General features: G+C 45.7%; 25 protein-coding genes. 3 read left to right on the forward strand and 22 right to left on the reverse strand.

The genetic code is table 11. The features are described from left to right. Window positions 1–95: 95 nt before the first annotated feature. The 7 genes from KCTCHS21_RS22440 to zwf all read right to left on the reverse strand — a co-directional run bounded on the left by KCTCHS21_RS22440 (window position 96) and on the right by zwf (window position 8,361). Window positions 96–1,682 (reverse strand): peptide chain release factor 3, encoded by a 1,587-nt coding sequence (locus tag KCTCHS21_RS22440; protein WP_130613599.1) that lies wholly within the window; start codon window positions 1,680–1,682, stop codon window positions 96–98. A 253-nt stretch (window positions 1,683–1,935) separates the two neighbouring features. After that, on the reverse strand, window positions 1,936–3,450 hold the full coding sequence (locus tag KCTCHS21_RS22445; protein ID WP_130613601.1) for an MDR family MFS transporter: 1,515 nt from the start codon (window positions 3,448–3,450) through the stop codon (window positions 1,936–1,938). A 25-nt stretch (window positions 3,451–3,475) separates the two neighbouring features. After that, the gene (locus KCTCHS21_RS22450; protein WP_130613603.1) at window positions 3,476–4,147 is read right to left on the reverse strand and encodes a hypothetical protein; all 672 of its coding nucleotides are present in this window, start codon (window positions 4,145–4,147) and stop codon (window positions 3,476–3,478) included. Continuing rightward, window positions 4,140–4,826 carry a polymer-forming cytoskeletal protein gene (locus tag KCTCHS21_RS22455; RefSeq protein ID WP_130613605.1) on the reverse strand — a complete coding sequence of 229 codons (687 nt, stop codon included), beginning with the start codon at window positions 4,824–4,826 and terminating at the stop codon, window positions 4,140–4,142. The genes KCTCHS21_RS22450 and KCTCHS21_RS22455 overlap by 8 nt, the downstream gene beginning before the upstream one ends. A 13-nt stretch (window positions 4,827–4,839) precedes the next feature. Further along, on the reverse strand, window positions 4,840–5,463 hold the full coding sequence (locus KCTCHS21_RS22460; protein ID WP_130613607.1) for a YhbD family protein: 624 nt from the start codon (window positions 5,461–5,463) through the stop codon (window positions 4,840–4,842). A gap of 701 nt (window positions 5,464–6,164) precedes the next feature. Then, the gene (locus KCTCHS21_RS22465) at window positions 6,165–6,788 is read right to left on the reverse strand and encodes a cyclase family protein (RefSeq protein ID WP_130613609.1); all 624 of its coding nucleotides are present in this window, start codon (window positions 6,786–6,788) and stop codon (window positions 6,165–6,167) included. 19 nt (window positions 6,789–6,807) lie between these two features. After that, the gene (zwf, locus tag KCTCHS21_RS22470; protein ID WP_130616659.1) at window positions 6,808–8,361 is read right to left on the reverse strand and encodes a glucose-6-phosphate dehydrogenase; all 1,554 of its coding nucleotides are present in this window, start codon (window positions 8,359–8,361) and stop codon (window positions 6,808–6,810) included. Window positions 8,362–8,556: 195 nt separating this feature from the next. Between zwf and KCTCHS21_RS22475 the strand changes: the two genes are divergently transcribed. Beyond that, the gene (locus tag KCTCHS21_RS22475; RefSeq protein WP_130613611.1) at window positions 8,557–8,898 is read left to right on the forward strand and encodes a hypothetical protein; all 342 of its coding nucleotides are present in this window, start codon (window positions 8,557–8,559) and stop codon (window positions 8,896–8,898) included. Here KCTCHS21_RS22475 and KCTCHS21_RS22480 read toward each other — a convergent pair. The 7 genes from KCTCHS21_RS22480 to KCTCHS21_RS22510 form a co-directional block, all read right to left on the reverse strand. Further along, on the reverse strand, window positions 8,895–9,533 hold the full coding sequence (locus tag KCTCHS21_RS22480; RefSeq protein ID WP_148669480.1) for a response regulator transcription factor: 639 nt from the start codon (window positions 9,531–9,533) through the stop codon (window positions 8,895–8,897). The two genes, KCTCHS21_RS22475 and KCTCHS21_RS22480, sit on opposite strands and share 4 nt — an antisense overlap. A 19-nt stretch (window positions 9,534–9,552) precedes the next feature. Next, complete coding sequence (locus KCTCHS21_RS22485; RefSeq protein WP_130613615.1) at window positions 9,553–10,596, reverse strand: sensor histidine kinase; 1,044 nt, start codon at window positions 10,594–10,596, stop codon at window positions 9,553–9,555. A 26-nt stretch (window positions 10,597–10,622) separates the two neighbouring features. Continuing rightward, a complete protein-coding gene (liaF, locus tag KCTCHS21_RS22490) occupies window positions 10,623–11,261 on the reverse strand; it encodes a cell wall-active antibiotics response protein LiaF (protein ID WP_130613617.1) in 639 nt (212 codons plus the stop codon). 147 nt (window positions 11,262–11,408) lie between these two features. Further along, entirely contained in the window at window positions 11,409–12,092 is a 684-nt protein-coding gene (locus KCTCHS21_RS22495; protein ID WP_130613619.1) for a PspA/IM30 family protein, read from the reverse strand. Window positions 12,093–12,096: 4 nt separating this feature from the next. Further along, window positions 12,097–12,585 carry a PspC domain-containing protein gene (locus KCTCHS21_RS22500; RefSeq protein WP_130613621.1) on the reverse strand — a complete coding sequence of 163 codons (489 nt, stop codon included), beginning with the start codon at window positions 12,583–12,585 and terminating at the stop codon, window positions 12,097–12,099. A gap of 3 nt (window positions 12,586–12,588) precedes the next feature. Next, window positions 12,589–13,254: a PspA/IM30 family protein gene (locus KCTCHS21_RS22505; protein WP_130613623.1), complete on the reverse strand. Its 666-nt coding sequence runs from the start codon at window positions 13,252–13,254 to the stop codon at window positions 12,589–12,591. A 45-nt stretch (window positions 13,255–13,299) separates the two neighbouring features. Then, a complete protein-coding gene (locus tag KCTCHS21_RS22510) occupies window positions 13,300–13,593 on the reverse strand; it encodes a LiaF transmembrane domain-containing protein (protein ID WP_130613626.1) in 294 nt (97 codons plus the stop codon). Window positions 13,594–13,830: 237 nt separating this feature from the next. On the opposite strand from KCTCHS21_RS22510, the gene KCTCHS21_RS22515 reads away from it, so the two are divergent. Next, a complete protein-coding gene (locus KCTCHS21_RS22515) occupies window positions 13,831–14,493 on the forward strand; it encodes a C40 family peptidase (protein ID WP_232057925.1) in 663 nt (220 codons plus the stop codon). Between the two features lie 24 nt (window positions 14,494–14,517). Here KCTCHS21_RS22515 and KCTCHS21_RS22520 read toward each other — a convergent pair whose 3' ends face one another. The 8 genes from KCTCHS21_RS22520 to KCTCHS21_RS22555 all read right to left on the reverse strand — a co-directional run bounded on the left by KCTCHS21_RS22520 (window position 14,518) and on the right by KCTCHS21_RS22555 (window position 23,947). Then, window positions 14,518–15,423, reverse strand: coding sequence for an ATP-binding cassette domain-containing protein (locus KCTCHS21_RS22520; protein ID WP_130613628.1), 906 nt, complete (start codon window positions 15,421–15,423; stop codon window positions 14,518–14,520). Next, the gene (locus tag KCTCHS21_RS22525) at window positions 15,420–16,400 is read right to left on the reverse strand and encodes a hypothetical protein (RefSeq protein ID WP_130613630.1); all 981 of its coding nucleotides are present in this window, start codon (window positions 16,398–16,400) and stop codon (window positions 15,420–15,422) included. The genes KCTCHS21_RS22520 and KCTCHS21_RS22525 overlap by 4 nt, the downstream gene beginning before the upstream one ends. Continuing rightward, entirely contained in the window at window positions 16,393–16,947 is a 555-nt protein-coding gene (locus tag KCTCHS21_RS22530) for an RNA polymerase sigma factor (RefSeq protein ID WP_157994103.1), read from the reverse strand. Before KCTCHS21_RS22530 ends, KCTCHS21_RS22525 begins: the two co-directional genes overlap by 8 nt. 16 nt (window positions 16,948–16,963) lie before the next feature. Further along, window positions 16,964–17,668 carry a hypothetical protein gene (locus KCTCHS21_RS22535; RefSeq protein WP_130613634.1) on the reverse strand — a complete coding sequence of 235 codons (705 nt, stop codon included), beginning with the start codon at window positions 17,666–17,668 and terminating at the stop codon, window positions 16,964–16,966. Further along, a complete protein-coding gene (locus KCTCHS21_RS22540; RefSeq protein WP_130613636.1) occupies window positions 17,647–19,950 on the reverse strand; it encodes an ABC transporter permease in 2,304 nt (767 codons plus the stop codon). The genes KCTCHS21_RS22535 and KCTCHS21_RS22540 overlap by 22 nt, the downstream gene beginning before the upstream one ends. After that, a complete protein-coding gene (locus KCTCHS21_RS22545) occupies window positions 19,943–20,821 on the reverse strand; it encodes an ABC transporter ATP-binding protein (protein WP_130613638.1) in 879 nt (292 codons plus the stop codon). Before KCTCHS21_RS22545 ends, KCTCHS21_RS22540 begins: the two co-directional genes overlap by 8 nt. Before the next feature lie 192 nt (window positions 20,822–21,013). Then, window positions 21,014–21,469 (reverse strand): MEKHLA domain-containing protein, encoded by a 456-nt coding sequence (locus tag KCTCHS21_RS22550; RefSeq protein WP_130616661.1) that lies wholly within the window; start codon window positions 21,467–21,469, stop codon window positions 21,014–21,016. Between the two features lie 102 nt (window positions 21,470–21,571). Next, window positions 21,572–23,947 (reverse strand): alpha-L-rhamnosidase, encoded by a 2,376-nt coding sequence (locus tag KCTCHS21_RS22555; RefSeq protein WP_232057926.1) that lies wholly within the window; start codon window positions 23,945–23,947, stop codon window positions 21,572–21,574. On the opposite strand from KCTCHS21_RS22555, the gene KCTCHS21_RS22560 reads away from it, so the two are divergent. Next, window positions 23,946–24,812: an AraC family transcriptional regulator gene (locus KCTCHS21_RS22560; protein WP_130613640.1), complete on the forward strand. Its 867-nt coding sequence runs from the start codon at window positions 23,946–23,948 to the stop codon at window positions 24,810–24,812. The two genes, KCTCHS21_RS22555 and KCTCHS21_RS22560, sit on opposite strands and share 2 nt — an antisense overlap. The last annotated feature ends 474 nt before the right edge of the window (window positions 24,813–25,286 follow it).

Raw genomic sequence — 25,286 nt, forward strand, 5'->3', positions numbered from 1 at the left:
GTTCAAGTTTCCTACCATTTTACAATTCCTTTGCGCTTCACACAATAAATCAAATAAAAAACCGCTAATCCCTGAAGGACGCGGTCGTTTTACCTTTATGGAGCGACTTCGAGGAATTGCAAGTCAGGCATCCGATCCATTGCCGTTCTCATAGCATATTCATTTTCGAATAGTGCCACATCGACATTGTTTTTGTCTTTCACTAAAATCGAATTAATACGGAACTTACTAGGGTCTACCTTGTCACCAACAATCCAGCGGGCAAATTGGAACTGCGTGCGGAACAATTGAATGTCAACGCCGTATTCATTTTTCATCCGATACTCGAATACTTCGAATTGAAGCTGTCCGACAACGCCAAGATACGTATCCTCGAAAGCACCCACCGAGCGGAATACTTGAACCATACCTTCTTCCGTCAGCTGGTCTAGCCCCTTCAAGTATTGCTTCTGTTTTAACGCATTTTTAATAGATACTTTGGAGAAAATTTCTGGTGAAAATGTCGGAAGCTCATCAAACACAATGTCGCGGCTTTCGCTAAGACTGTCTCCAATTCGGAATATCCCCGGATCGAAAAGACCAATAATATCGCCTGGGTAAGCTATTTCGACGATATCGCGGTCTTGCGCAAGAAATTGCTGTGGTTGGGAAAGCTTGATTTCTTTGCCTACACGCACATGTCGAACACTCATACCACGTTGAAACTTACCGGAGCATATGCGTAGAAAAGCGATGCGATCGCGGTGAGCTGGGTTCATATTCGCTTGAATCTTGAAAATATAACCCGAAAACTTCTCTTCCTCCGGTTCAACCATACCCTCAGTGCTTTTACGCTCTGTTGGCTGCGGTGCAAGCTCCAAGAAGTTCTCAAGGAAGGTTTGTACTCCAAAGTTGTTAACTGCACTTCCGAAAAATACGGGAGTCAGCTGCCCTGTGCGTACCTTCTCATAATCGAACGAATCTCCAGCAACGTCAAGCAGCTCTAGATCCTGCGCCAATTGATCTGCAAGGAAGTCGCCTGCCATCTCGCGAATAATCGGATCGTTATAATCCTCCGTTTTGCGAACCTCAATACTTGTGTGGTCTTTACCCTGGAACAGCTCCACCTGATTTTTCATCCGGTCATATACGCCGCACAGCTCACGACCCATGCCAATCGGCCAGTTCATCGGTACGGATCTAATACCGAGCACACGCTCGATTTCTTCCAATAGCTCGAAGGGATTCTGACCTTCACGATCCAGCTTATTAATGAACGTAAAGATCGGGATTCCTCTTTTACTACATACCTGGAACAGCTTAATCGTTTGTGCCTCTACGCCCTTAGCAACGTCGATAAGCATTACAGCGCTATCCGCCGCGGTCAAAGTACGATAAGTATCCTCAGAGAAATCTTGGTGACCTGGGGTATCCAAAATATTAACTTGCTTGCCTTCGTACTGGAATTGCATAACGGAGGAGGTAACCGATATTCCCCGTTGCTTTTCAATTTCCATCCAGTCACTGGTTGCATGGCGTGCTGCTTTACGCGCTTTAACGGAGCCAGCAATATGAATCGCACCTCCGTAAAGAAGGAGCTTCTCCGTAAGCGTTGTTTTCCCCGCATCGGGGTGAGAAATTATAGCGAAAGTACGGCGTTTGGAAACCTCTTGCCGCAATTCTTCTGACGTCTTTTGGCTCATCGATTGATATTCCCTTCACGATAAAATAACAGCCTTCATTATACCATAAAACGACTTCGTCATCCTTTGAACTGAGCAAAAGGGATAATGGCCTCAGGGGTGAATATATAAATACTGCAGTTTTCCTGCATGAGAATGCATGGAATTACAGCTACTCTCACTAAAAGGAGCTATCCCTAGCCGTTTTCACAGCTTTAAGATAGCCCCCTCGGGATATTCACAATAGTACACCATCACATTACAACAAACTATATTATGCGCTCATCGTCGGAACGGCTTCGTTCTCGGGCTCTTTTTTCGATAACACTTCTTTCTTCAGGAACCAGCAGATCACGAAAGCAATAATTACAAACACTAGCGATATCGTATAGATGCTCTGGAACGATTCTGAAAAAGCGGTTTGCACCTTATTCAGTAGCTCTGGAGCGATCCCCGCTGGGATGCCGTCTGTTGCAATATGCTCAGCAGTGCCCTCAGGAAGCTGATCCTTCAAGCTAAGTACTCCGCTACTTATATTCCTAGACAGGAGGCTCCCAAATATACTCAGGCCAATCGTAGCACCTAAAGCTTGGAACAGCTGCACCGTGGACAATGCTATACCGCTATGTTCCTTCTTCACGGATTCCTGCACAATTAAATTGTCTCCACCGAATAGAGCGCCTAACCCCAAGCCCAGAATGAAAAAGCTAACAATAATATACATCATTGTCGTCTCCACATTAAGCTGTGTCAGCAGATAAAATCCGACGATTGGTAGGATGAATGATACGATAAACAGGCTTCGATAAGCTACTCTCGTAATCAAGAACCCATTCAAAATACTTGATGGAACTGCACCAGCCATAAACGCGAGCATTAAATACCCTGAAACCGTAGGTGTTAAGCCCATAACATTTTGAGCGAAAAAGGGAAATAACGCTACGCCACCCATAATCCCAAGCATCAAAGTAAATACGAGCAGAGACAGCACGACTACATTGCGGTTTCTGAATAGATGAAGCGGAATGATAGGCTCCTTAGCTTTTGATTCAATTCGGATGAGTATTATAAATAATAAAGCAGCAATAACCAGGAGCCCAATGATTAATGGGGATGACCAGCTTAAGCCTTGATTATCAATAAGAACCGGAGCCATGAGTAAAGATAGCAAACCCAATACAAGAGTGAAGGCTCCTGCCCAATCAATAGATCGTTTTTCTTCCCCTCTGCTTTCCCGCATACCCTTGGCTAGTACTGCTGCAGCAACTAAACCTACAGGAATATTAATGAGGAACACCCAATGCCAGTTGACGTGACCAACTAAATATCCGCCGACTGTAGGGCCCAAGAGCTGAGGTAGTATCATTAACGGTCCGAACAAGCTTTGAATCTTTGCCCGTTGCTCCAAAGGGTAAGTATCTCCGATAATAACTAGGGCGAGAGGCATTAATCCCCCAGCTCCGATGCCTTGAATTCCCCTACCGATGAGCAACCATGTCATTGAAGGAGCTAACCCGCTGACTATAGAACCCGTGATGAACAAAGCCATACAGCTTAAATACACACGCTTGCGCCCATAGAGGTCTGCTAGCTTCCCAATAATCGGCATAAACATCGTTACCGCCAGCATGTAAATTCCTGCAACCCAACCATAAAGAGATAACCCGTGAAGCTCGCGAATAATCGTTGGCATTGCTGTGGATACGACCGTCTCGTCAAGCTCGGCGAAAATTAGACCGATCAATAGTCCGGTTAGCACAAGTGTTTTGTTATTTCCTCTTTCCGTCATCCTTACACCGTCCCATTTTCCTTTGTCACAATTTTATTTGCTCCCTAACAATCGCGCTCTTATGGATTTGCAGAGTACCCCTGTATTCCACTCGATCAATATCGCAGCCCGCACCGACCTTCACACGATTGCCCCGAACTACATTAGCGACTGTATGCTCTATATCAATCGAATCACCTTCAATCAGCTCCGTATTTAATACAGTAGCATGCTTAGAGCGAATTAAATTGGAGAATATCGCTGACCTGCTTCGCTTAATTTTGAGGGTGCCTCCACCCAATTCTTTGGCATTACACGGTCCATACATAGTGATTTCCAATATTTCGGCACTTAGCAGTCCTCCAACTGTGAAGGCACCCGACCCTCTATAAGAGCCCACTTCACAATCGCCCTTAACATCAATATTTCCGGTAAACTTTACTTCCTCCAACCTTGCTCCTGCTAAAATGCTTATCTCTCCACGCCCGCCAATTTTTGTTGCATCAAGATTGCCCTTAACCTCGCACTCTCCTGTGAGTCTTAGACCCCCTACCTTCAAGTCCCCGTTTATATCCAGTTCACCTGTACAATGCAATTTCAAACAGTCAACATCGCTTGAGAGTACAGACTCCCCTACAATTCTCACATGACGAAATTGTCCACCGTTCGAACTGGTTTCACCTATCATCCTCAAGTCACGTCTAATTTCCTCAGCCACCGGTCCTCACCTCCGCTAATACCTTTGCACCTTGATGTACCTTAAGCTCTGAACGATACTCAACCTTGCCAATCGTACAGCCCTTACCGATAACAATTCGATTTCCCCTTACGATATCTGCTTTCGTATACTCCAAATCAATATCATCGCCTTCAATCGTGGTCACATGAAGCTCCGTGGTGAACTGAGGAAGCATCCAGCGCCAAAGGCTGCTCCATACACTCTTGGGTGCCCTCCGGACTTGAATAAATTCGACACCGATTTCATGTGCCTTTCCTTTTCCAAGTAGCTTTATGTTCATCCTACCTGCGTTAAGCAAGCCCTTCACATCGAAAGAGCCTTCCATCTCGAGTCTCTCGACTTCACAATCCCCTTCTACATTCAACATGCCGTTAAGCTTAAGCTGTTCTCCCCTTAAAGACCCCTTCACTTTCATATGTCCATCAACGGTGGATTTCCCTGCCGACAGCTGACCTTCAATTTTTATTATTCCATCGACATCTAGCTCTTCTGTAAGCAGGTCCCCTCTAATCTTAGCTATCCCGTTAGTGTTAAAAATCATTGAGCTGATGCTACCTTCAATTTTACCGATACCATCAATTTTTACAGCTCCGTAAGCTCCGCCACCCGCCGAGCTTACTCCATTAATACTCAAATCTTGCTTAGCTATAGCTTCCATTCTCTTTCCCTCCCTAAACTAATTTCCCTTTTAGCTGCTCAATACACTCCGTTATCGAAATACGTGCGATTTGCTTGACTCCACTTTCATAATAAATCTCGGCAGGCACTGACAGGAGTGCGAAGGAGGACACGCCCATTTTACGAATAAATACGAGATCGCAGGGCTTACCTTCAAATTTCGGAAAATGATCCCGCATCGTCTGAAGAAGCTGGTCCCCCTCCTCCATCCCCATCTCTCCGGCTTGTAGTAGCTTATCTATCACATAAAAGTAAAGAATCCGCTCAAAGTTATATACAATCGTGTCCGGATCCTGCTCCGCGAATCGTTGAAAAATAACCTTCGAAACAATGTTTCGTTCGTACAGCTCGCTTTTACGCATTTCATAATCTGGCAGTAACGGTGACAGTTTGCCTGCTAGCTCATCAAGTGATAAATCTTCCTTCAAATTCATTATTTTATCGATGCGCGCCAGCATTAAGTCTTTTGGAAAAAAGGTTTCCTGGCCCGTAAAAGTAGACTTTCTTATAAACCATTCCTCAGGTATGAGCTGCTTTCGCTTCCAGCGGTAAAGCTGACCGTAAGAAATACCTTTCTCGTCCAATAGCTCCTTCTTGGATATCAATTCCCGATCCATAAGCATCCCTCCACAGATAATGTAACATAACACTGTTACGTTGTAAATGATGAATAATATAAGAAAATAGTGGGCTTGTTTCATCGGTTGATAAGTTTTGTGTAACAAACCTGGAAAGAAGCACGTTTGGTGGGGGCGGTGTACGATTTTTTCGAGCTACGAGTCTTGGCTGAGGTACTTTTGGAGGGTGTTGTACGATTTTTTCGAGTTACGAGGCTTGGCTAAGTCATGTTTGGAGGCTGTTGTACGATTTTTTCGTACTACGGGGCTTGGCTGAGTCACTTTTCGTAGGCGTTGCACGATTTTTTCGAGCTACGAGGCTTGGCCGAGGCATGTTTGGAGGCTGTTGTACGATTTTTTCGTACTACGAGGCTCGACTGAGTCACTTTAGGTGGCTGTTGTACGATTTTTTCGTACTACGAGGCTTGGCCGAGGCACTTTTGGTTACTGTTGTACGATTTTTTCGAACTACGAGGCTTGGCCGAGGCGCTTTCGGAGGGTGTTGTACGATTTTTTCGAGCTACGAGGTTTGGCCGAGGCATGTTTGGAGGCTGTTGTACGATTTTTTCGAGCTAAGAGGCTTGACCGAGGCACTTTGTAAGGGTATTGTACGATTTTTCGCGGTAAAGGCACATAACTAAGGGGACCACACCTCAACGGCATGGTCCCCTTATGGTCTTGCTCAGCAAATGCTATTAAATCTAATCCCCCATAAGGAAGGCTCTTGCTGGTGCAGCGTCAATGCCGGTCATCTTTAGAGGTGCGATAACTAGCGTGTAGTTGCCCGCTGCTACATCCTTCAAGCGTAGTCCTTCGACAATGATGACATCATTGCGCATGAGGGTACGATGAGTTGGATATTCTGCTTGAGCACGCTCAATGCCGAGCGCATCCGTAGCGACTAGACCGACTCCGATATCCGCTAAGTATTGTGCTCCATCTTCTCTTAGGAACACAAACTCAAGCATAAATTCTTCAGTAAAAGAACTCGAAGTCTTAAAGAGCAATCTTTCCCCACGTTGAATAGCGAAAGGAACAAGATCTTCTTTTGTAATAAAACCCGTAAGATGAGTGAGATCAAGCACTCTAGCTGGACCGACCAAACGATCAAGCGAAATGGTTTCAATCGTTTCCCCACCTGCAAGCATATGGAGCGGCGCATCAACATGTGTGCCGGTATGAGTATTCATCGTAAGCAAGCTCTCGTGAGGCTTACCCTGATCATGATTCTGCACGTTAGTAATATGAGGTTTCTTAGCCTCATAACTTTTCCATACTTGCATGCTTTCCTCGATCGTCATACTGATGTCGTATATTTTGGGCATGTTACAACCTCCGAAAGCGTTATTTGCTTGTGTTAGACAACCAAATAACGTTGTCCTCATCTTGTCCATTCACGGGCCACCAGTGGAAGCCATCATTCTCAAGAAGCTGCTGCGTTTTCTCCGGTCCCCATGAACCAGCAGGATATTGCTGCAGATCGCTAGCGTCTTCTCTCCATGATGCAGCAATTGGATCAATTAGCTTCCAAGCGACAGCAAGCTCGTCCCAGCGGGTGAAATACGTATGGTCTCCACGAGCAGCGTCAAAAATAAGCCGTTCGTAAGCTTCTGGCGTATTTAGTCCCACTTGGCAGCTTTGGCAGAATTCCATAGCTACCGGTTGAACAGTCATGTCATTGCCTGGCTTCTTGGCGTTGAACTTAATATAGATGCCTTCCATCGGATTTACGCGAATGACTAACAGGTTCGGCTGTAATTCCTGACGTTTGGCGAACAGTACATTATTCGGAACATTCTTGAATTCAATAACAATCTCTGTCGATTTAACAGGCAAACGTTTGCCTGTACGCACATAGAAGGGAACACCCGCCCAGCGGAAGTTATCTACAAAGAGGCGCGCAGAGAAAAATGTTTCCGTTGTAGATGCAGGATCAACTGAATCTTCCTCACGATAACCTTTAAGCTCCTTACCCTTCGATGCTCCAGAAGAGTATTGACCTCTTACAATGTTATTGCGAATCTCATCGCTTGAGACAAGCTTGCGAACGGAACGAAGCACTTTAACCTTCTCGTCGCGAATATCCTCCGCGTCCAATCGGCTTGGTGGCTCCATTGCAATCATAGTCAGCATTTGCAGCATATGATTCTGTACCATATCACGCAACGCGCCAGACTTATTGTAATAAGCACCACGTTCTTCAACACCAACTGTTTCCGCTAGTGTAATCTGAATGTTGGCAATGTGCTGATTGTTCCACAATGGCTCAAAGAAAGCATTCGATAGACGAATGACCTCAATGTTCTGAACCATTTCCTTGCCCAAGTAATGGTCAATACGGAATACTTCTTCCTCACGGAATACTTGACGAATTTCTTCGTTCAAGAGCTCAGCGGAAGGGTAGTCGTACCCGAAAGGCTTCTCAATGACAAGGCGATGCCAGCCAGTGCTCTCCAGCATTCCTCCTGCGCGGAGGTTGCGAGATACGCTGCCGAACAGCTCCGGGGCAAGCGCTAAATAGAACAAGCGGTTACCTGGAATGTTGTAGCTGGCTTCAAGCTCTTCTGTATGGGCCTTCAGCTGTTGGAAGGCTTCCACGTTTCCAGTATCGAGCGATTGATATGTAAAATGCTCGACAAAAGCATTCCAAGCTTCTACTTCGCTTGGTTTATAACGACAAAATTCTTTTATGGACTCATGAACGTCATCGCGGAACTGATCATTGGTACGAGGACGACGAGCCAAACCAACAATGGCAAATCGTTCTCCCAGCTTTCCTTCGCGATATAGACTGTAAAGAGCCGGAAATAATTTACGGCGGGCCAAATCACCCGTTGCTCCGAAAATGAAATAGACCGCTTCATGAGCGGAAATAGATTCGTGTTTGTTATCCGTCATAGTCCTCAGCTTTCTTGTACGCGGGAATGGGATGAGCTGATTTTCATCAAATCTCATGAATTGTAGTGTAGCACAATTTATGGGACAATACCATGCTTTTAACTGTCTTTTACCAACCTAGGTATTCGCCCTTACCTGTATGTGTACCGTTGAATAAAATGCTTCAAATTATTTCACCCAGGAGGCAGCTGCGGAATGGCGTATTCTCTCCATGAACAATCTCTTCGACCTCTGCTCGGTCGAGCGGTTTGCGTGATCATGAATGACAAAACTCGCTACACAGGAGTACTTGCTTTTTGCGAATCATCGTCTATCGTTCTGAACGGCGAACGCTCTCAGCGACCGGTTAAGAGATCACGTAAAGCCCATATTCATTCCGATGAACAAGTCTCAGTTGAACAGCAACACTATCCGACTTCAGCTTACTGGGGAATACTCAGCCTTGGACCCACCTTGAGCGCAAACAGCGTCAGCGTCAAAGCGGTCATCCCCATTTCCCCTCGCCTACAGCTTCATTCTGCTCTAATTCATAGCTAGTCAGCGAGGCCATTCCGATGGGCATATATAGCCGCTTGCGTACGATCCTCTACTCCCAGTTTACTGAATAAGTTCGTTAAGTGATACTTAACCGTCTTAATTCCAATAAAGAGATCATCGGCAATTTCCTGATTGGACTTTCCAAGAGCGATCAGCTTCAGAACCTCCATCTCCCGGTCAGTCAAATCCTCATGCGGTTGAGCGACTGCCTGCTGCGGTCGACGGAAGCGATTCATCATTTTGGAAGCAACCTGCGATTCAAGCACGGACTGCCCTCTTGCTGCGGCGCGAATTGCATCTGCTATTTCATTAGCTCGTGAGGTTTTAAGTAAGTAGCTAAAAGCACCCGCCTCAATGACGGGATACATTTTCTCGTCATCTAAGAAGCTTGTAAGTACAATAACACGTACCTCTGGCATTTCTTCCGTAAGTCGGCGGGTAGTCTCGATACCATCCATTCCATCCATCACCAGATCCATCAGCACTACATCAGGCGAGTACTCACGAGCAAGGCGAAGACCTTCTAATCCATTCCCCGCCTCTCCCACGACTTCAATACCATCCTCAGTATTGAGTACTGCTGCTAGTCCTATTCTAACCATTTCATGATCGTCGACCAATAATACTCTTATCATCGAGATATCCGACATTCGCTTAACCACCTTCCGCCACTAAGGGTACCCTTATTTCTATACGCGTTCCTTTACCGGGTGCACTGGCAATGTTCAAAGAACCACCGAGCTCATTGACGCGCTCTTCCATATTGGTCATCCCATAAGAAGCATGCTTCTTAACCTGCGTATCAAAACCAATTCCATTATCCCGAATTCCAAGTCGAACGGTATCTCCGCGACGTTGAAGCACAATATCCATCTTGGTTGCTTTCGAATGCCGTAGAGTATTGGAGAGAGCTTCTTGGATGATGCGAAAAAGGTGATTTTCCACCCCTTTGTTCAGCGGTAAATCCTCTTCCATTTCTAATGATATGTCAACGGGAACCTTCGCTTTCATCTCCTCAACTAATTCAGGGACAGCTTGGGCTAACCGCTTACCTTCCAAATGAACAGGACGTAAATGAAGCAAAAGAGCTCTCATCTCGGATTGGGCAACGGAAGCCATCTCTTCAATGAGCTCCACCTGACGACGAGCCCGCTCGAAATCATGATCCAAAGTCCGACCTACCGCCGTAGCAGTCATGGAGATAGCAAACAACTGCTGGCTAACGGCATCATGCAGCTCCCGGGCGAGACGTTGTCGTTCCTCAACAACCGCGGTCATACGAGCTTTCGTCGCAAGCTCTGCATTATTCGTGGACAAGCGCTGCAAGGAGGTAACCTGCTCCTCCCATTTACGCCCAAGCTTCCCAAGCTGCTCGCCTAGTCTTCCAATCTCATCCTTACCCAGATCAGGCTGGGGGAGGCTCGGGCTTCCTTTTTCCAGCATGACCATCGTATCTCTAAGCAGCTCTAAGCGATGCCGTATTGGATAGCTCCGCCAGAAGCCGTAAGCAGCCCCTGTGACAGTCAGCACACCTACGGCTGTGAGAATATAGGATACAACCGATTCCCAAGACAGGAACGTACCTGCTAATCCGTTTCGAATCATTAAATAAACAATGAGCGCGCCAACGGCGAGGGAGTATAGCACCGCCTCGCCCATATGACGCCAAACCATATTGGTGACCTTTCGGGATTCCATGCGACTCCCCCCTCCGCAATCCATGACTAAACCGTACGTATTTTGATATCTCCTACGAGATAGAATAACTGAAGTTTCAATTTCTGCTCGCATTCCTCATAGTTAGGCGAACGCCAAGATAAACGATGGAGCATTCCGCCTTCTTTCATCTGCCTAAACGAAATTTGACCAACTAAGACAGAAGCTTCAACCTCAATACCATAATCATCAGGTATATTTAGATCAATATCTCCTACTAGCCCCTGCAATATAATCGTCGTTTCTTTGTCCTCCGGAACTGCAAGCGACATGTCCATTCGAATTTCTCCTATTGCATGCCAGAAGCTCATGGAGTGGAGTACCCAAGAATGCTCATCAAGCCTCATGTTCTGCAGTAGCTTATGCTTACTCACATAGGTACCGAAACCCATCGGACGCGAGCGAAAATAATAAATTCCAAGTGACACCAGCACCAGAAGCGAGAACAAACCAAATTGATTAATAATTAACACTAGAATACTTATGACAATTACAATTATAGAAATTCGAGAACGGTCACCACGATAACGATCTATACCGATAAGCAGGAGTAGGATAGCGTTCACCGTTACGTAACCCATTACGTTTCCAAGCGCAAGGTAAATTCCGGCTATAATAAACAGAATAGCGTTGCTGGATAATTTCATATTGGGTTACACCTCCTGCTGCTCTCGTCTTCATCCGTAGTTAAAGCCATAACGGATCTGGATCCGTTATGGCTCGGCATACATATCTATCAATCATCACTATCAGACATCATAGCACATCTAGCGACATGGGAGAATGCTAGTTCTTTACTCTTTGCTTAGGTCTGGCTGCACGCGGCTTTTCAATGCCTCTAGCTCTTGTTCAACTCGGTAGGCTTTCTCCGGGTCAACACGGGCTGGCAGTCCACCTAAGGAAGAGCCCGGAAGCCTTGCAACATCAGCCTCAGCTTCCATCTGAAGAACCTTTTCCTCCATCCGATAGAAGCCACGCGATGCCGATCCGCTTTCAATAGTATGCAATGAGCTAATTTGTGCCATTTGCTTGCGGGCTTTAGCCATCTGCGTACGAGCCGCAAGCTCATTACGTTTATTCCGAAGCTTATAATATTCTTCCTTCATCTCATGAAGCTGTACAGTCAAGTCACTGACCTGTGTGCTTGCTTGATCATGAAGTCCAGTTAATTCAGCGGCTTGCTGATCAAATTGTACCTTTTCCTCTAGGAGCTTACGAGCTAACCCTTCATTGCCGGAACGCAATGAATGCTCTGCTTGCCCTTCACGATCGCCGCCTAAGCGGATCACCTCATCCAACCGCTGCTTCATCCGACGCTCAGACGCCATTTGCTTAGCTACAGTAACTTCTGCCTCGTGGATTTCTGTCTCCATGTCTCGGAGATATTGATTAAGCATAACAATAGGATCCTCTAATTTATCAAGCAGATCATGTACAGACGCCTTTGTAATATCTCTCATTCTTTGGAATACACCCATGGTGTTATTCTCCTTTCGACTGTTTCTCAAATTTTGTAATTCTGGCTTTCAGCTCTTCAATCTCTTTTTGCATGGATTTCTTCTCAATGTCCTCCATCATGGCATCAATCCCCTGTGAGGGTTTCGTGAATGATGGCCGAGCCGATGCGGCAGGCTCCGGACGGGGAGCACTAGAATAGGATGGGCTTGTACCAGATCCCGTGTAGCCAGTGGAACCAGAGTTGAAGCCTCCTTGATTTCTGTATTGGGGTTGCTCAGAATCCCTCCAGCCTTGATCGTAGGGATTAGCACCGAAGCCACCTCCGTAAGTAGGCTCAAGAGGAATGACAAACCCAGCAATGATATAGACGACGACAACAGATCCGGCTGAGAAGACGGCAACTACGACCAACAGAATACGAAGTAATGTGGCATCAACGCCCAAATATTCCGCTAAGCCTCCACATACACCGAATAGCTTTTTATCTCGCGTTGAACGATAAAGCTTGCGCATTTCTTAACCTCCTTGTTTCAGCTTCTGTTTTAACTGCTCCAGTTCTCTTTCGATCGTATTTTTAACGACCTCTCCAGCCTGCAATAACGATTCCTGACCCATCTTGCGAAGATCACGCAAGCTGCGGGTTTCAAGTTCAATGTCCGTCAAGCGGTCATCGATTTTGCGAAACATATTGGAAGTATCCACATTACCCGGCGCATATCTTGAGTTTAATCTCTGTTGAAGCCTTAGTGATTCCATACGCGCAACGTAAAATTGTCGACGGTCATACACTGTACGATATTCCGTACGAAGCTCTTGCAATAATTGATCTAGATCCGCTAGCTCGCTCTTGCTTTGCTCATAAAGTAGTCTGTAGCGCTCCGAGCGCTCTTCATGAATGACCTTGTCTTGAAGCGCTAGCTTAGCGACGTCCTCTTCACCAGCCTTAAGCGCGATCAATGCTTGCTGCTCACGCTTAACCGTCCATTGCTCGGCTTCCTTCCATTGCCGTTGCAGATGTTCAGTATGGGTTGCATATTGACGGTGTAACCCTTCGCTTTGCGTAATCTCTTGATGCGTTGACCACAGAAATTGATCGATGACGCGGACGGGATCCTCTGCTTTATCGAGACGATCATTTAGCGAAGCTACCGTCATATCTCGCACCCTTTTGATAACACTCATTCCTGTATCCCTCCTTGTTCCTTACGGCTGCAATCTGCTATACATTTAAGTTCTGGAATTTTTACGACCAAGCATCGATACACCGAATATAACCAGTGCGATTGCCGCTGCCCAGACGAACAAGAAGGACAGCTTGCCTAGAAGAATGAATCCCCCAACAACTGCTACAATTCCTCCAAGCAGTCGGTTTCCATTGGTCCAAGCCACGACGCCGAGTATAATAATCAAAATCGGAATTAATAGTCCGAACAAGAATCCAAGTCCGAGGCCCAATTTACCGAGTATGATTAATCCTCCTAAACCGATTAGCAACAGTGCCAGCCCATTACCGCTTCGCATTTGCTTCACCTCTTTCTGTAACTCGTTTAACTTATGATCTTATTGTAAACCTCCAAGCATCTTAACATAACGGACTCGCGGATGTTTTTATGCCTAGACTGTAGTCGGGGATGGATACCGTCCTAAGACCTTTCCCACTCAGACCAACGGTTCAAGGACGATGGCAACAATTGTGGGTTTCCCCTTGTTTCCTCCTATGTTAGCGTATAGATACAACCTAAACGGAGGTGTTTTACCTTGAAAAAACACGTGATGGGATTGTGTGCAGCATTATTGCTCGTTAGTGGCTTCACTTCAGTACCTACCATTTCAGCTGCTTCTTTGACCGTTAAATCAAATGTCAAAAGCAAATTATCGAATAAGACTACTGATGAAGCTACATTAAATAACGATGATAGCTCCAACACTTTAGATGGCTCATCTAATGAAGGAACAAATAGCGATGACAGTGTCGACTCCGTGGAAAAAGTTATTGCGGACGGCATGAAATATAAAGGAACACCCTACGAGTTTGGTTCAAATCGGAGCACCGCTACAACCTTCGATTGCTCCGATTTCGTACGTTGGATATTCAAAGAATCGCTCGATATTAATCTCCCTTCAGATTCCCGTCAGCAAGGTGCCTATGTCAAAGACAACGGAACTGCGGAAAATGATTGGCATAATCTAAAGCGCGGCGATTTAATGTTCTTCATGACGTATAAAGGTTCGAATTCGGCTAATTATAAAGCTATCGACAAAGCCTCGGAAAAAATTACTCATGTCGGCATTTATCTTGGCAACGGCAAAATACTCCACACCTACTCTAACGACAGCGGTGGAGTACATGAAGGCGATTTTGCCGGAACGACGTGGGAACAGCGTTTTCTCTTCGGTGGAAGCGTGCTTCCGGTATCATAAACGAAAAGGTGCTGGTGCAGGAGGTTATTCCTGTGCCAACACCTTTTGGAAATACATAAAAACATCTTCCATAGTAGGGGAAACGATCTCATAAGGCAGCATTGGCATTGAACCGGGAATTTCCATAAGCATTCTCACTTCAACACTATCGGCGTTATACTTAACAGATAGGACATGCAAGCCCTGATGTCGACAGTTCCCCTTCTCCTGCTCCCATACCAGCTTTGGAACACGACAGCTAACGATTCGCCCATCCAATTCCGTAATCAGCTCGTTAGACGAATAAGGGCCCATCAGTTGACCTTTCATTATAAACAGGATATGACTGTTGCTATCGACCTTTCGTTCCGATGGGTGATGCGCCACAATTATGACCTTTTCCCGTCCACCTTCACTCATCCACTCTGATAACATTTCCTTTTCATGCGGATCTGCATGAGCAAGTGGCTCGTCGAGCAGCAGCAAATCTGGATCAGCAAGCACGGCTTGCACCAGCATAAGCCGCTTCTTCTGCCCGACCGACAGAAGCTCTAGCCTACGCTTTCCCATCCCCGTTAAGCCGAGCAGTCTCGTAACGTCTTCAATTCTAGAAGCAATTAAAGGTGCTGGAATCAATCTCATGCCGGCAATATATTTCAAATATTGCATCACAGTTAACCCGTTATAATAGGACGCCTCTTGAGGAGCGTACCCCGTATAAAGCTTATATTCCATTCCTTCAATAACCTGGTTGTGCCGGGCTAAGCTGATATTACCGGACGCCGGAGCCAGTATACCCGCCAAACCCTTCAATAAAGTAGATTTTCCGCTCCCGTTAGCTCCAAACAAATAATACAGTCCAGGTGCAAGCGTTAGGCTTGTTTGCCTGATCACAGGTAATGCGACATCTGGCTGCCTGAAAGAAACATCGTGTAGCCTTAACTGAATCATGATTTCCCACCAGATGGGAGTATATTCTTCAAATTATGATTTTGCACAGACCATGTATCCTTCTTACGTAAGTGAAAGAGAATATAAGCTAAGGCCAGCAGTGACACTAATGCTCCAATGATTTTACTGAAAGCCCAGTAGGTATATTCACTATCTCCAAGTAAGAACAATGGTCCCAGCTTTTCACTGCCGATGATTTGTGCTAACCAAAGTCCTGTCATAGTGAACGCGGTAGTCACATTTCCTAGGCGCAAGAGCAAAGCAAGCGTCACGCTGCTATAAAGACATAAAGGGACAAGCCAGCTGATTGTAAAAGGTACAATTGCCCTGTCGTTGTGCCAAGTAAAAATAAAGCTCGCAAGCACGAATAACGCAATATAGTAACAAAGTACAACGGTAATTTTACTCGTTATCCACTTCGCAGGCGATAAGGGAAACGATCTCTCAAGCTCAAACATTGACGTGCCGTATGAGCGGCAAGCATAGATAATGGCAACCAACGATAACAGTGGTGCCATCATAATAATAGGATTCGAGGAGGTCAGGAGCTCGAACTGCTCGAATATTCTCATGAACATTACGCTAATAATGACTGCCAGCAACGACCCCGCCCAGAACCAGCCTGACAGGAGAACAATTTGCGGCATTACAGTGCGTACAAAACGAGCCGACAACGATTGTGACAAAGCAACCCTATCATGATGGAGTTGATCCGCAAATCTAGGCTGAACCGAGGAACTAGTCTGATCCGTAAATCTAGGAAGCTCCGCTTGATCTGTATCGAGCAGTGGCATAAGTTTGTCTATTAGCATTGCTGTCTGGCGGGTAGTCGGCTCAGCAACTGTGTAACGGGGAAGCATCTGATTTAAGCGCTCCCTCTCTTGTTCGGACAGTGACTCGAATTCGATTGAGTCAAGCTCATCTATTGGGGTCATAGTATTCCCTTTGTTCAGAATGACTTTTAGCTTGTTATCCATCGTTCGCAGCCTCCTTGTCCTCCAGCAGTTGTGCCAGCTTCTTCAATGCTTGATATAGCTTTGACTTCAGCGTGTTAAGTGGTAGCTCCATTATGATCGCAATTTCCTGAAGCTTAAGATCCTGATAATAACGAAGCACAACTATTTGGCGGTTTTCATCACTCAACAACGATAATCCGCGAATGACTTCCTCTCGTTGCCACTGACGATCCAGAATTGAGGCTACAGTATGCTGATCCTGCTCAGCAGACAAAGTCTGATCATCCGTAAGCACCTCTTTCTTATAGGAGACTTTCTTCCACAGATCCTTGCATAGATTCGTCGCAATTGTATACATCCATGGACGTAAATCGTTAGGGAGTCTGCCATCTCGTACTGCCAGACACAGGCGCGTGAAGCATTCCTGTGTAAGATCCTCTGCGATGTGGGGATGACGGACAAGCCTTGTAATATAACTAAATATCGGAGCATGATAGCGGTATATGACCGCTTCAAGAGCGGCCTTATTTCTTAGCTTTAACTGCTCTAGCAGCTGCTCGTCAGTCAAAAGCCGCAGCTCCTCTCTAGGAAGGATTATGAGCTAGCCTATGTTTGCCATATGTGAAAATAAGAATGGAGAAGACCATAGAAACTACACTCGCGAACAAAAGATACAATGAATGTTCTTCCAATGAAATAACGCCTTTAGGCCATATGGATTGAAAAAGGAACATCGGACCCGTCCACTGCCCCATTGTCATCATTTCTAAGATGAAGTATCCCATACCAACCCCTAAACCTACTAGCACATTTCGACCTATAAGGCTGAAGAAAAGAGCTAAAGAAGCGAGATACAGATTCGCTGGCAATATCATTTTGCTTATTTCCCACACATCAGTGCTGTTCAGCTTTAATATCCGATAATGCGCTGTCACCAGGCATAACCCATACAAAAGAACTGTAAGGAGGGCTGCAACAACTACTCTTTCAATTAGCAGGGTAACCGCCTTTTGACGATATGTGAATATAAGGCCTAGCGCCCGCTCCTCCATCTCCTCCGAGAAGAGGTTGGAAAAAATGAGAATGGAAAAGGGGGCCATTCCAAGAAGGAGAATGGAGCACAGAGTATGTAACTCCGCTTCTCCGATCCCGAGCTCCTTTGTGTTCGCAAGGAGTAACAGCAATCCGATCCCATACAGGAGCGCTCCGTACAGATAACCCGACAGCATCAGTTTACAGGAATAGACGATTTTACGCATATAGACCATCATTGGCCTCGTTCCGCCCATTGTTGGATGAACTTGCGCTCAGCATCAATCACTTGCTCATATTTCCAATTAGTCCCGGTAACGGATATCCCCATCAGCATCTCATAATAAGCTTTAATAAAATGCTTGAACTCCGCTTCTGTAGACTGCTTGTAAATCTGATTGAATTCCTGATTGTATTTACTGCTTATACTGTAGATAACTGGATCTTTCATCGGCAAAAGCTGCGCCTTGTGCTCAGTATCAGTAGAAGCCGTTAAATAGGCAACCAGCAAATAATTAAATTCGCTAGATTGAAAAGCAATTTCCCCAAGCTGCTGCTCAAATAGCGTCTGCAGCCACCTTGTCTTCATATGAGGATCAAGACGGGGCATGGTTTTAGAATAATCAGCTGCATAAACCAGCCCATTCGCGTTAATAATCGCGGGATCTGCAATATTGATTCGCCTATTAATGCTCGTGGGGCTTCGATATTCCAACAGCAACGTTAAGGAGGCCGGGAAATCTTCGAGTTTATTGCTACTTTTCCGAGCCTCATTTCCACTTCCTTCAGGCCATAGTTCCGTAAGCAATTGCAATACTTGTTCAGTGAACATTGTCCACTTTCCAACTGTTTCCTCTTCAGAGCGTCCGACATACCAGCCATCAACGAGAATGGAAATGCTATGGCTCGTCCCTGGATAACTTAGAAGCTTAAGCGGACCGGCAATCACTGAGAAACCGGGGGCTTGTTTGGCACTAAGCTCAGTCTGGTAGACACCTCTGTCATTATCTGACCGAACAATTGCTCCCACAACAGGTACGACGTTTAATGTCTTTGCGCTAATAATCTTAACGTTATAATCTGCATTAGGAATTGCGAATAGAGAATCTACTAGATTGGGTTTGGGACCACCTCGGTTGTTATAGTAGCTGAGCACGTATTGCGTCAAAGAATGGGTACCGGGGATCGGGAACCAGCCTGAGGTACCCGGAAGATAAAGACGATCATCATCGACGAAGGCATTACGATAATAAAGACCGAACCCACTGTCATGATCATACCGCCAACTGTTCACCGTACCATTGTATGTCATATTAATAACTGCTTTTTCCCCAATTGGGAGCGGCTGTGCAGGTACAACCCATACAAAATCGCGATTTGTTTCCCACTCGTAAGTAGCCGCTTCCCCATTAACTACCACAGAGGATAAATCATAAATATGTCTAAGCGTTACAGGAAAACGGTCAAGCACCCGGTTAGTTCCATTGTTCATATGGATTGCCGCTTCTATCGTTAAACCATGCTTTTTCTCCACGTGGAGAGTTAAATCATACTTCGTGGCCGCAATACCTGCATATTCCGCTATCGTCGCCAATTCACGCTTTTTGTTATCCGTTACGATTTCCTGCCCATCCTTAGAGTAATAGGTAATTTCATAGGTAGACTTGTAAAAATCGAGTTCAGTTTTGATAATCGCTAACCTGTCCATTGAAATATTCATATACAAATAAGCGGTTATAATAGCGAGCAGGCTTGAGAATATTGCGGCAAAATAAATGTTACGCAATCCCTGGCGCTCATATCGACGTTTCATGCCAAGGATAACGAGGACAAGAAATGCGGTTATGAGCAAGCTCAGATAAAACAGCCGATGAAGCCAGAAGGTCGTGCCGTGCATAAAACCCCATTGCCTGGAATAGAGCTCCGTTCGAAAAAGATCCACCTGGGAAAATTCCAGTAGCATGATCCAATTCTGAGGAAACCACTTTGATATTAAAAATTGGAGCAAGTACGTCATTGATAAAAACAACGCAAGGCCGGCGATGTATATCCAACGTTTGCTAGACAGCAGACCGACAATATAACCAACGACAGCAATAAACCATACGGGGATCACCGATGTGAGCAAAATGAGAATGCCATATAAAGCGTCAGAAATAGGCGTTCCATCAATGAGGATGACATTTATTGCGAAAAAAATAGCCGGTATAGCCGCGATGATAGACATCGGTGCCGCCAACGCAACAATCTTCATAGCCTGTAATTGCAAGTAGCGAGAGGGCAGCGCATGAAGGATCAGATTGCTCCTAGTGAGCGTCTCCCGTCTGGCCAGATGCATCGCAAGTAGCAGCGTAAACAGAAATACAATCATCAGAAACTGACTCTGATGCATCGCATACATTCCTCTACTATCAGCAAAGTTCTCAATGCTTGAGAATAGATAAAGCACACCACCGCATATGAGGGTGATGACCCAAAATACAGGTCCGCGAAATAATAGCTTCCACTCGACCATGAGATATTTCCAGAAGTTACCCAATTGCGGTACCTCCCGTCATTCTCATGTATGCATCTTCCAGTCCCGGTGAAGCAGCTATCGCATCATCAAACGGTCGTACATTCGATATTACTCGCACCTCATATCCGTTTTGAGTCTTCCTCGCGGTTGCAACAGTGCCAGTCTCCCTAAGTCTTGCTAGCTCTGCCTCGGTCACGACTCCTACCCACACCTGATCGGCTACTCTTACAAGGAGTTCATCTTGCGTGCCATGAAATAATAGCTTTCCTTGCCGCATAATCGCTAATCGGGAGCAGCTGCTCTCGATATCGCTGACAATGTGCGTGGAGAGAATAATAATTTTGCTCTCGCTCCATTCCCCGAGTAAATTGCGGAAGCGAATTCGCTCCTCAGGATCAAGACCTACCGTCGGTTCATCCACAATAATGACTTGCGGATTGCCCAGCAGCGCTTGTGCAATACCAACACGCTGCTTCATGCCTCCTGAGAACCCTCCGATTTTTTTGTTGCGTACACTTGTGAGATTTACCTGCTCCAACACTTCATTAACCTGCAGCTTCCTCTGTATCGTGTTCGACAAACCTTTCATGAGAGCTACATAATCCAAATATTCATAAGCGGTCAGCTTCTTGTATACGCCGAACTCCTGAGGCAAATAGCCGAGCAGTTCTCTGATTTGTTGATCATCCCTGCCTATCTTCAAGCTCCCAAAAGCGACGTCACCAGATGTAGGTCGCTGCAGCGTTGCAAGAATTTGCATAAAAGTAGATTTGCCTGCTCCGTTAGGCCCCAACAAGCCGAACATACCACTGCCAATGGATAATGTAAGGTTGTCCAGTGCATGAGTGCCCTTGCTATAGCTTTTACTTAGTGCATCTATTTGGATCTGCATATAACAGCTATCCCCCAACCGATAAAGTGACAATTACCGTGCGCACGGCCTCTGTTACCTATTATGACGAGCAACTCTCAATAAAGTTGAGGTTATAAGCATGAAAATTATAAATGCATAATAATCAAGAAAAAACGCCCTATTAAGGGCGCTGAGCAGTGATACTGACAAAGGCATGAGTTATATTGCTACCTACACTGGCTTCCATTTGCTGAACGTAGCGGCTTGTCCGTAATAGCGGCCTTCCAAATCAGTAACATTCCAGATCAATGCCTCTATAATTTCAAATCTATTGCCGCTACTAGAAATCCGAATACCCGTATATCCATCAGAGTAGCCTTGCTTTTTAGCATTGCTTAGTAGCTTTTCCCGCTCTGATCTTTCCATTGGCTCTGCTGTTAAACGTGAAGGTGTTGTGGTGAATGTCTCCCAATCCATCTCCCATAGCTTTAAAGCAGTTCTATTTCCATAGTTCAATACAGGATCCAGCTCTGTTCCGTGTGACAAAACAACAAAGTCCGCCTCGAACAGTACAGTCGCTGCCTCTTGCAGCTTAGAATCATAATCCACTAAATGTTGACCAGTCGCTCTATAATAGCTATCAATCAATAGATTCGAGTGAGATTTAAGCTGCTCTATTTGCTGCATACTCAAGATTGGCTCCATTTTGGTTAAAGCCCCTTCCAGCCTCATTTAATAGGACACACAAGAGTATAACCTCCCGTGTGTCCTATGTAAATTTTATCTCTATTAATTCAAGGTTACTTCGTTCTCCCCGAAATTCAATTCTTGCTTAACGCTGCCACTAGCAAGCTTGAGCTCAAGCCTCGCACTCATACCAGCAGGTATCCGTGCCCGAACACGGACACTCCCTCCCGCTACTCGCTCCCAACCCGCATACACCGTTCCAAGTGGAGTCCAAACTTCGGCTTCCGCATACGCCAAGCCTTCAGGCAAATAAGGACGAATAACTGCCTTTGCAAACCCTGGAGCTTCTGACTTAATTCCTACTACATATTCTTGTAGTAGCCGAGCAGGATATCCATTCCACGCATGGGAATGGCTCTCCATATCCTCCCAGCCCTCCCACATCGTTCTTGCGCCTTGTGCAATCATATAACCCCAGCCTGGATATTCCTTCCGACTAAGTAGCTCATATGCCTCGTCCCCGCGCCCATTTTCAAACAGCATCCGTAAAAGCGGTAAGGACAGCACCGTCCTGCACTCAAACTGTTTACTTGCTACATAAGCAACAGCCGCTTCGCGATCCGCCGTTGGGACTAGATCCGCATATAAAGCAATTGCCGTAACGCCTTGATGCGTTTTAGTGGATTCCGAGCTGTCCTTGAACCTCTTGAGCTCTCCATCATATAGATGTTTAACAAGATTATCGCTTAGCCATGCTGCATGTTCCCTATATAACTTATAATCGTCTTGTTTGCCTATAAGCTCTGCCGCCTGGCTAACAATCTGCATCGCCTGAATCAGCTTAACCTGTTGAACGGTAAGAAACTCTCCTTGATGATCCACGGATGGATAAGGCCAATCACTGATGTGCCAGCCCTTGTCTAGCGGGACAAGCCCAGTCACTGGATCAAGCTTACCTATAAAATAATCCACCATCCGGCGTGCAGTTTCATAGGAGTTATCTAGCAGCTTAACATTTCCTGATGCTTGATATAGCTTCCATAAGAGAGTCGCGTAATGCAAATCCCACTCCGGAATCTGTAAATTGAAATCCGGATGCTCATAATTAGTAGGCGTTACGAAAGGAAAAGTCCCATCCTCCAGCTGTGCATCCGTGAAATCACTAAGCGTTTTTTCAACTACACTTATAGCATCGAAGTTATAGAGTAATGATTCTGCTTGGAGATCAGTATCCGCGGTATATTGTGCTTGCTCACGGTGAGGACAATCGACTGTTTGACCAAGCGTGTTATTTTTCTGAGTGCGAATGCACGCTTCATATAAGTCGTTAAGACTCTCATCGGAGCAATTAAAGCTACCTACATAAGGTATAGCAGTGTAAGCTAAACACACGTTTACTTCATTTCCATTTTCTATTGGCAAAGGATAGCCCGTTACCTCCACATAGCGGAAAGCTTTATAGGAAAAATCAGGCTGCCAGCTCTCTAGCTCGTCACCCCGCATTGTATATTCATCGTAATAATTGTCTGAATGCTCATTAGTTACATTGTGCTTTACTCGGCCGTTCTCATCCAAATCCTCCGAGTAGCGAAGACGAACCGTTGCTCCTTCGAATCCTTTTAGAGACAATTTAGGCCATCCAGAAACGATTCTTCCTACATCGAACACCTGAGCGAATGAAAGCTCTCCCTCTACAGCAAGAGCGCTTAGCTTCGTTAGTCGAATTTCTTCTTCGATGGCGCCTTCCGGTATTTGCTGCTCCATCATGTTCCACTCGTCCCGACCGATCCGCGCTTTCTTTGCTTTAATGGTGTTGCTTGCATCCTTCCAGCCTATATAGCGCCACTTAGGATCCCATTTCCTAGCATCATAATCTTCTATCGCGGATACCCGTCGATTTTGTTGATACGGGGCTCCTATCCGATGAGGTATTTCCTTCAAAGCTTCCCAAGTTCCATCGGTTTTCACAATTTTCTTTGAACCATCCGCGTATGTCAGGTGTAGCTCAAGCCGAAAGCCAGGCAACCCGTTAACAAAATTTTGACCACTACCTCCAAGGTAATGCGCATCTGCCGTAAGACAATTCAGACCATCATTTAGATGCTCGGTAATTTCGTAAGTCAAATAATATTTCCTTTTCCAAGGGTTTGTAGGTGCAGGAGAGCCGTAGCCGCCTACCTTCGTCCCATTAACGTATACATGAGCTGTGTTATGCGCCGAGACATACAACTGCGCTGACACAAGCGAGTCTCTGACCGCAAATTCCTTACGAAAATAAGCAAAATCATTGATCCTAACTCGCTTTGACCACCAAATCCAATCTGCTGTCCAATCTATTGTCCAATCTATTGTCCGTTTGATACTCGTCAGCCCCTCGCACTTTTCCACAGCATAACATACGCTTTTTCCTTGTAAATAGGGGGTGATCTGTGCTATTAATAGGGCAATTACATCCTTTGATGAAAGGTCGATTCTCATGCCATCCACCCCGCACACTTTAGAAGGTCGAATGTTCTGGAATTCCGATTTTCCTTTGTACGTAACTAGGGAACGAGAGTTTTTTACCCTTCCCATCCATATCCACGATTTCGTTGAAATCCAATATGTAGCTGAGGGAAAAGGCTACCATTACATTGGAGATGAGAGAATTTTTGTGGAAAAGGGAGAGCTCTTTATCGTCCCCATTGGAACACAGCACGTGTATCGTCCCGCTTCTGAAGCCTCTAAGGACGAGCTCATCGTTTACAATTGCTTATTCGACAGCTCTGTACCGATGAAAATTTTGTCTTCGTATCCTTTTCCCGAAGAGATATTGTCTTTATTAACGGGTCAGACGCATGCCTATCGACGCTACAAAGATACCTTCCATGAAGGCCGAATAAGTATGGAAGCCCTCCACAGAGAGTATCGTATGCGGCAGCCTGCTTATGAAGCTAGTATGTATGCTCTTCTGACGAGACTGCTCGTCTATCTCTATCGGCTGGAATTGAATCTCGCCTCCTCGCTTCCAGCCAATTCACTGCTCGGATCCGTTCTCGAATATATGGAGGAGAATTATTCCCGTGCCATAACGCTTGTAGAAATTTCCAAGCTGCTTCCCACCAGTCCGAGCTATATGCAAAGGATGTTTAAGCAGGCGACGGGGCAATCCTTCACGGAGTATTTGCAGAACATTCGAATCAAAAAAAGCTGCGATTTGCTCAGCCAAACCTCATCTCCAATTAAAGAAATCGCCGAACAGGTTGGCTATCGAGACCTTAAGTTTTTCTACGCACTTTTTCGTAAAAAAACAGGCCAATCGCCAAGCCAATATCGCAAACGTTCAATGATGGGGACTGTTTGATTAATAATAGTTCCCAGAAGCGGGCTAGGAAGCCAATCATGCCCTTTCCCTGCCCCGTTGCTCGATTATTTCGTACACCTCGCTCCAATCACGCCCTCCCATGACACCTTTGCTCGATTATTTCGTACATCTACCTCCAATCATGCTCTCCCACTACCTCGTTGCTCGATTATTTCGTGCATCTACCTCCAATCAAGCCCTCCCGCTACCTCGTTACTCGATTATTTCGTACACCTCCATCCAATCGCGCTCTCCCACTACCTCGTTACTCGATTATTTCGTACATCTCCATCCAATCGCGCCCCCTCACTACCTCGTTACTCGATTATTTCGTACATCTACCTCCAATCAAGCCCCCTCACTGCCTTGTTGCTCGATTATTTCGTACACCTCGTTCCAATCATGCCCTCCCGCTACCTCGTTGCTCGATTATTTCGTACATCTACCTCCAATCGTGCCCTCCCACTGCCTCGT

Source organism: Cohnella abietis (genome assembly GCF_004295585.1).
Lineage (GTDB): Bacteria > Bacillota > Bacilli > Paenibacillales > Paenibacillaceae > Cohnella > Cohnella abietis.

Coding starts and splice junctions, on each gene's coding strand:
- KCTCHS21_RS22445 (WP_130613601.1), bottom strand. CDS start 3,450: ATGACGGAAAGAGGAAATAACAAAACACTTGTGCTAACCGGACTATTG.
- zwf (WP_130616659.1), bottom strand. CDS start 8,361: ATGACGGATAACAAACACGAATCTATTTCCGCTCATGAAGCGGTCTAT.
- KCTCHS21_RS22520 (WP_130613628.1), bottom strand. CDS start 15,423: ATGATTCAGTTAAGGCTACACGATGTTTCTTTCAGGCAGCCAGATGTC.
- liaF (WP_130613617.1), bottom strand. CDS start 11,261: ATGAAATTATCCAGCAACGCTATTCTGTTTATTATAGCCGGAATTTAC.
- KCTCHS21_RS22485 (WP_130613615.1), bottom strand. CDS start 10,596: ATGGAATCCCGAAAGGTCACCAATATGGTTTGGCGTCATATGGGCGAG.
- KCTCHS21_RS22505 (WP_130613623.1), bottom strand. CDS start 13,254: ATGAGTGTTATCAAAAGGGTGCGAGATATGACGGTAGCTTCGCTAAAT.
- KCTCHS21_RS22500 (WP_130613621.1), bottom strand. CDS start 12,585: ATGCGCAAGCTTTATCGTTCAACGCGAGATAAAAAGCTATTCGGTGTA.
- KCTCHS21_RS22475 (WP_130613611.1), top strand. CDS start 8,557: ATGGCGTATTCTCTCCATGAACAATCTCTTCGACCTCTGCTCGGTCGA.
- KCTCHS21_RS22510 (WP_130613626.1), bottom strand. CDS start 13,593: ATGCGAAGCGGTAATGGGCTGGCACTGTTGCTAATCGGTTTAGGAGGA.
- KCTCHS21_RS22480 (WP_148669480.1), bottom strand. CDS start 9,533: ATGATAAGAGTATTATTGGTCGACGATCATGAAATGGTTAGAATAGGA.
- KCTCHS21_RS22495 (WP_130613619.1), bottom strand. CDS start 12,092: ATGGGTGTATTCCAAAGAATGAGAGATATTACAAAGGCGTCTGTACAT.
- KCTCHS21_RS22555 (WP_232057926.1), bottom strand. CDS start 23,947: ATGAGAATCGACCTTTCATCAAAGGATGTAATTGCCCTATTAATAGCA.
- KCTCHS21_RS22440 (WP_130613599.1), bottom strand. CDS start 1,682: ATGAGCCAAAAGACGTCAGAAGAATTGCGGCAAGAGGTTTCCAAACGC.
- KCTCHS21_RS22545 (WP_130613638.1), bottom strand. CDS start 20,821: ATGCAGATCCAAATAGATGCACTAAGTAAAAGCTATAGCAAGGGCACT.
- KCTCHS21_RS22550 (WP_130616661.1), bottom strand. CDS start 21,469: ATGCAGCAAATAGAGCAGCTTAAATCTCACTCGAATCTATTGATTGAT.
- KCTCHS21_RS22455 (WP_130613605.1), bottom strand. CDS start 4,826: ATGGAAGCTATAGCTAAGCAAGATTTGAGTATTAATGGAGTAAGCTCG.
- KCTCHS21_RS22465 (WP_130613609.1), bottom strand. CDS start 6,788: ATGCCCAAAATATACGACATCAGTATGACGATCGAGGAAAGCATGCAA.
- KCTCHS21_RS22460 (WP_130613607.1), bottom strand. CDS start 5,463: ATGGATCGGGAATTGATATCCAAGAAGGAGCTATTGGACGAGAAAGGT.
- KCTCHS21_RS22560 (WP_130613640.1), top strand. CDS start 23,946: ATGCCATCCACCCCGCACACTTTAGAAGGTCGAATGTTCTGGAATTCC.
- KCTCHS21_RS22535 (WP_130613634.1), bottom strand. CDS start 17,668: ATGGGCGGAACGAGGCCAATGATGGTCTATATGCGTAAAATCGTCTAT.
- KCTCHS21_RS22525 (WP_130613630.1), bottom strand. CDS start 16,400: ATGGATAACAAGCTAAAAGTCATTCTGAACAAAGGGAATACTATGACC.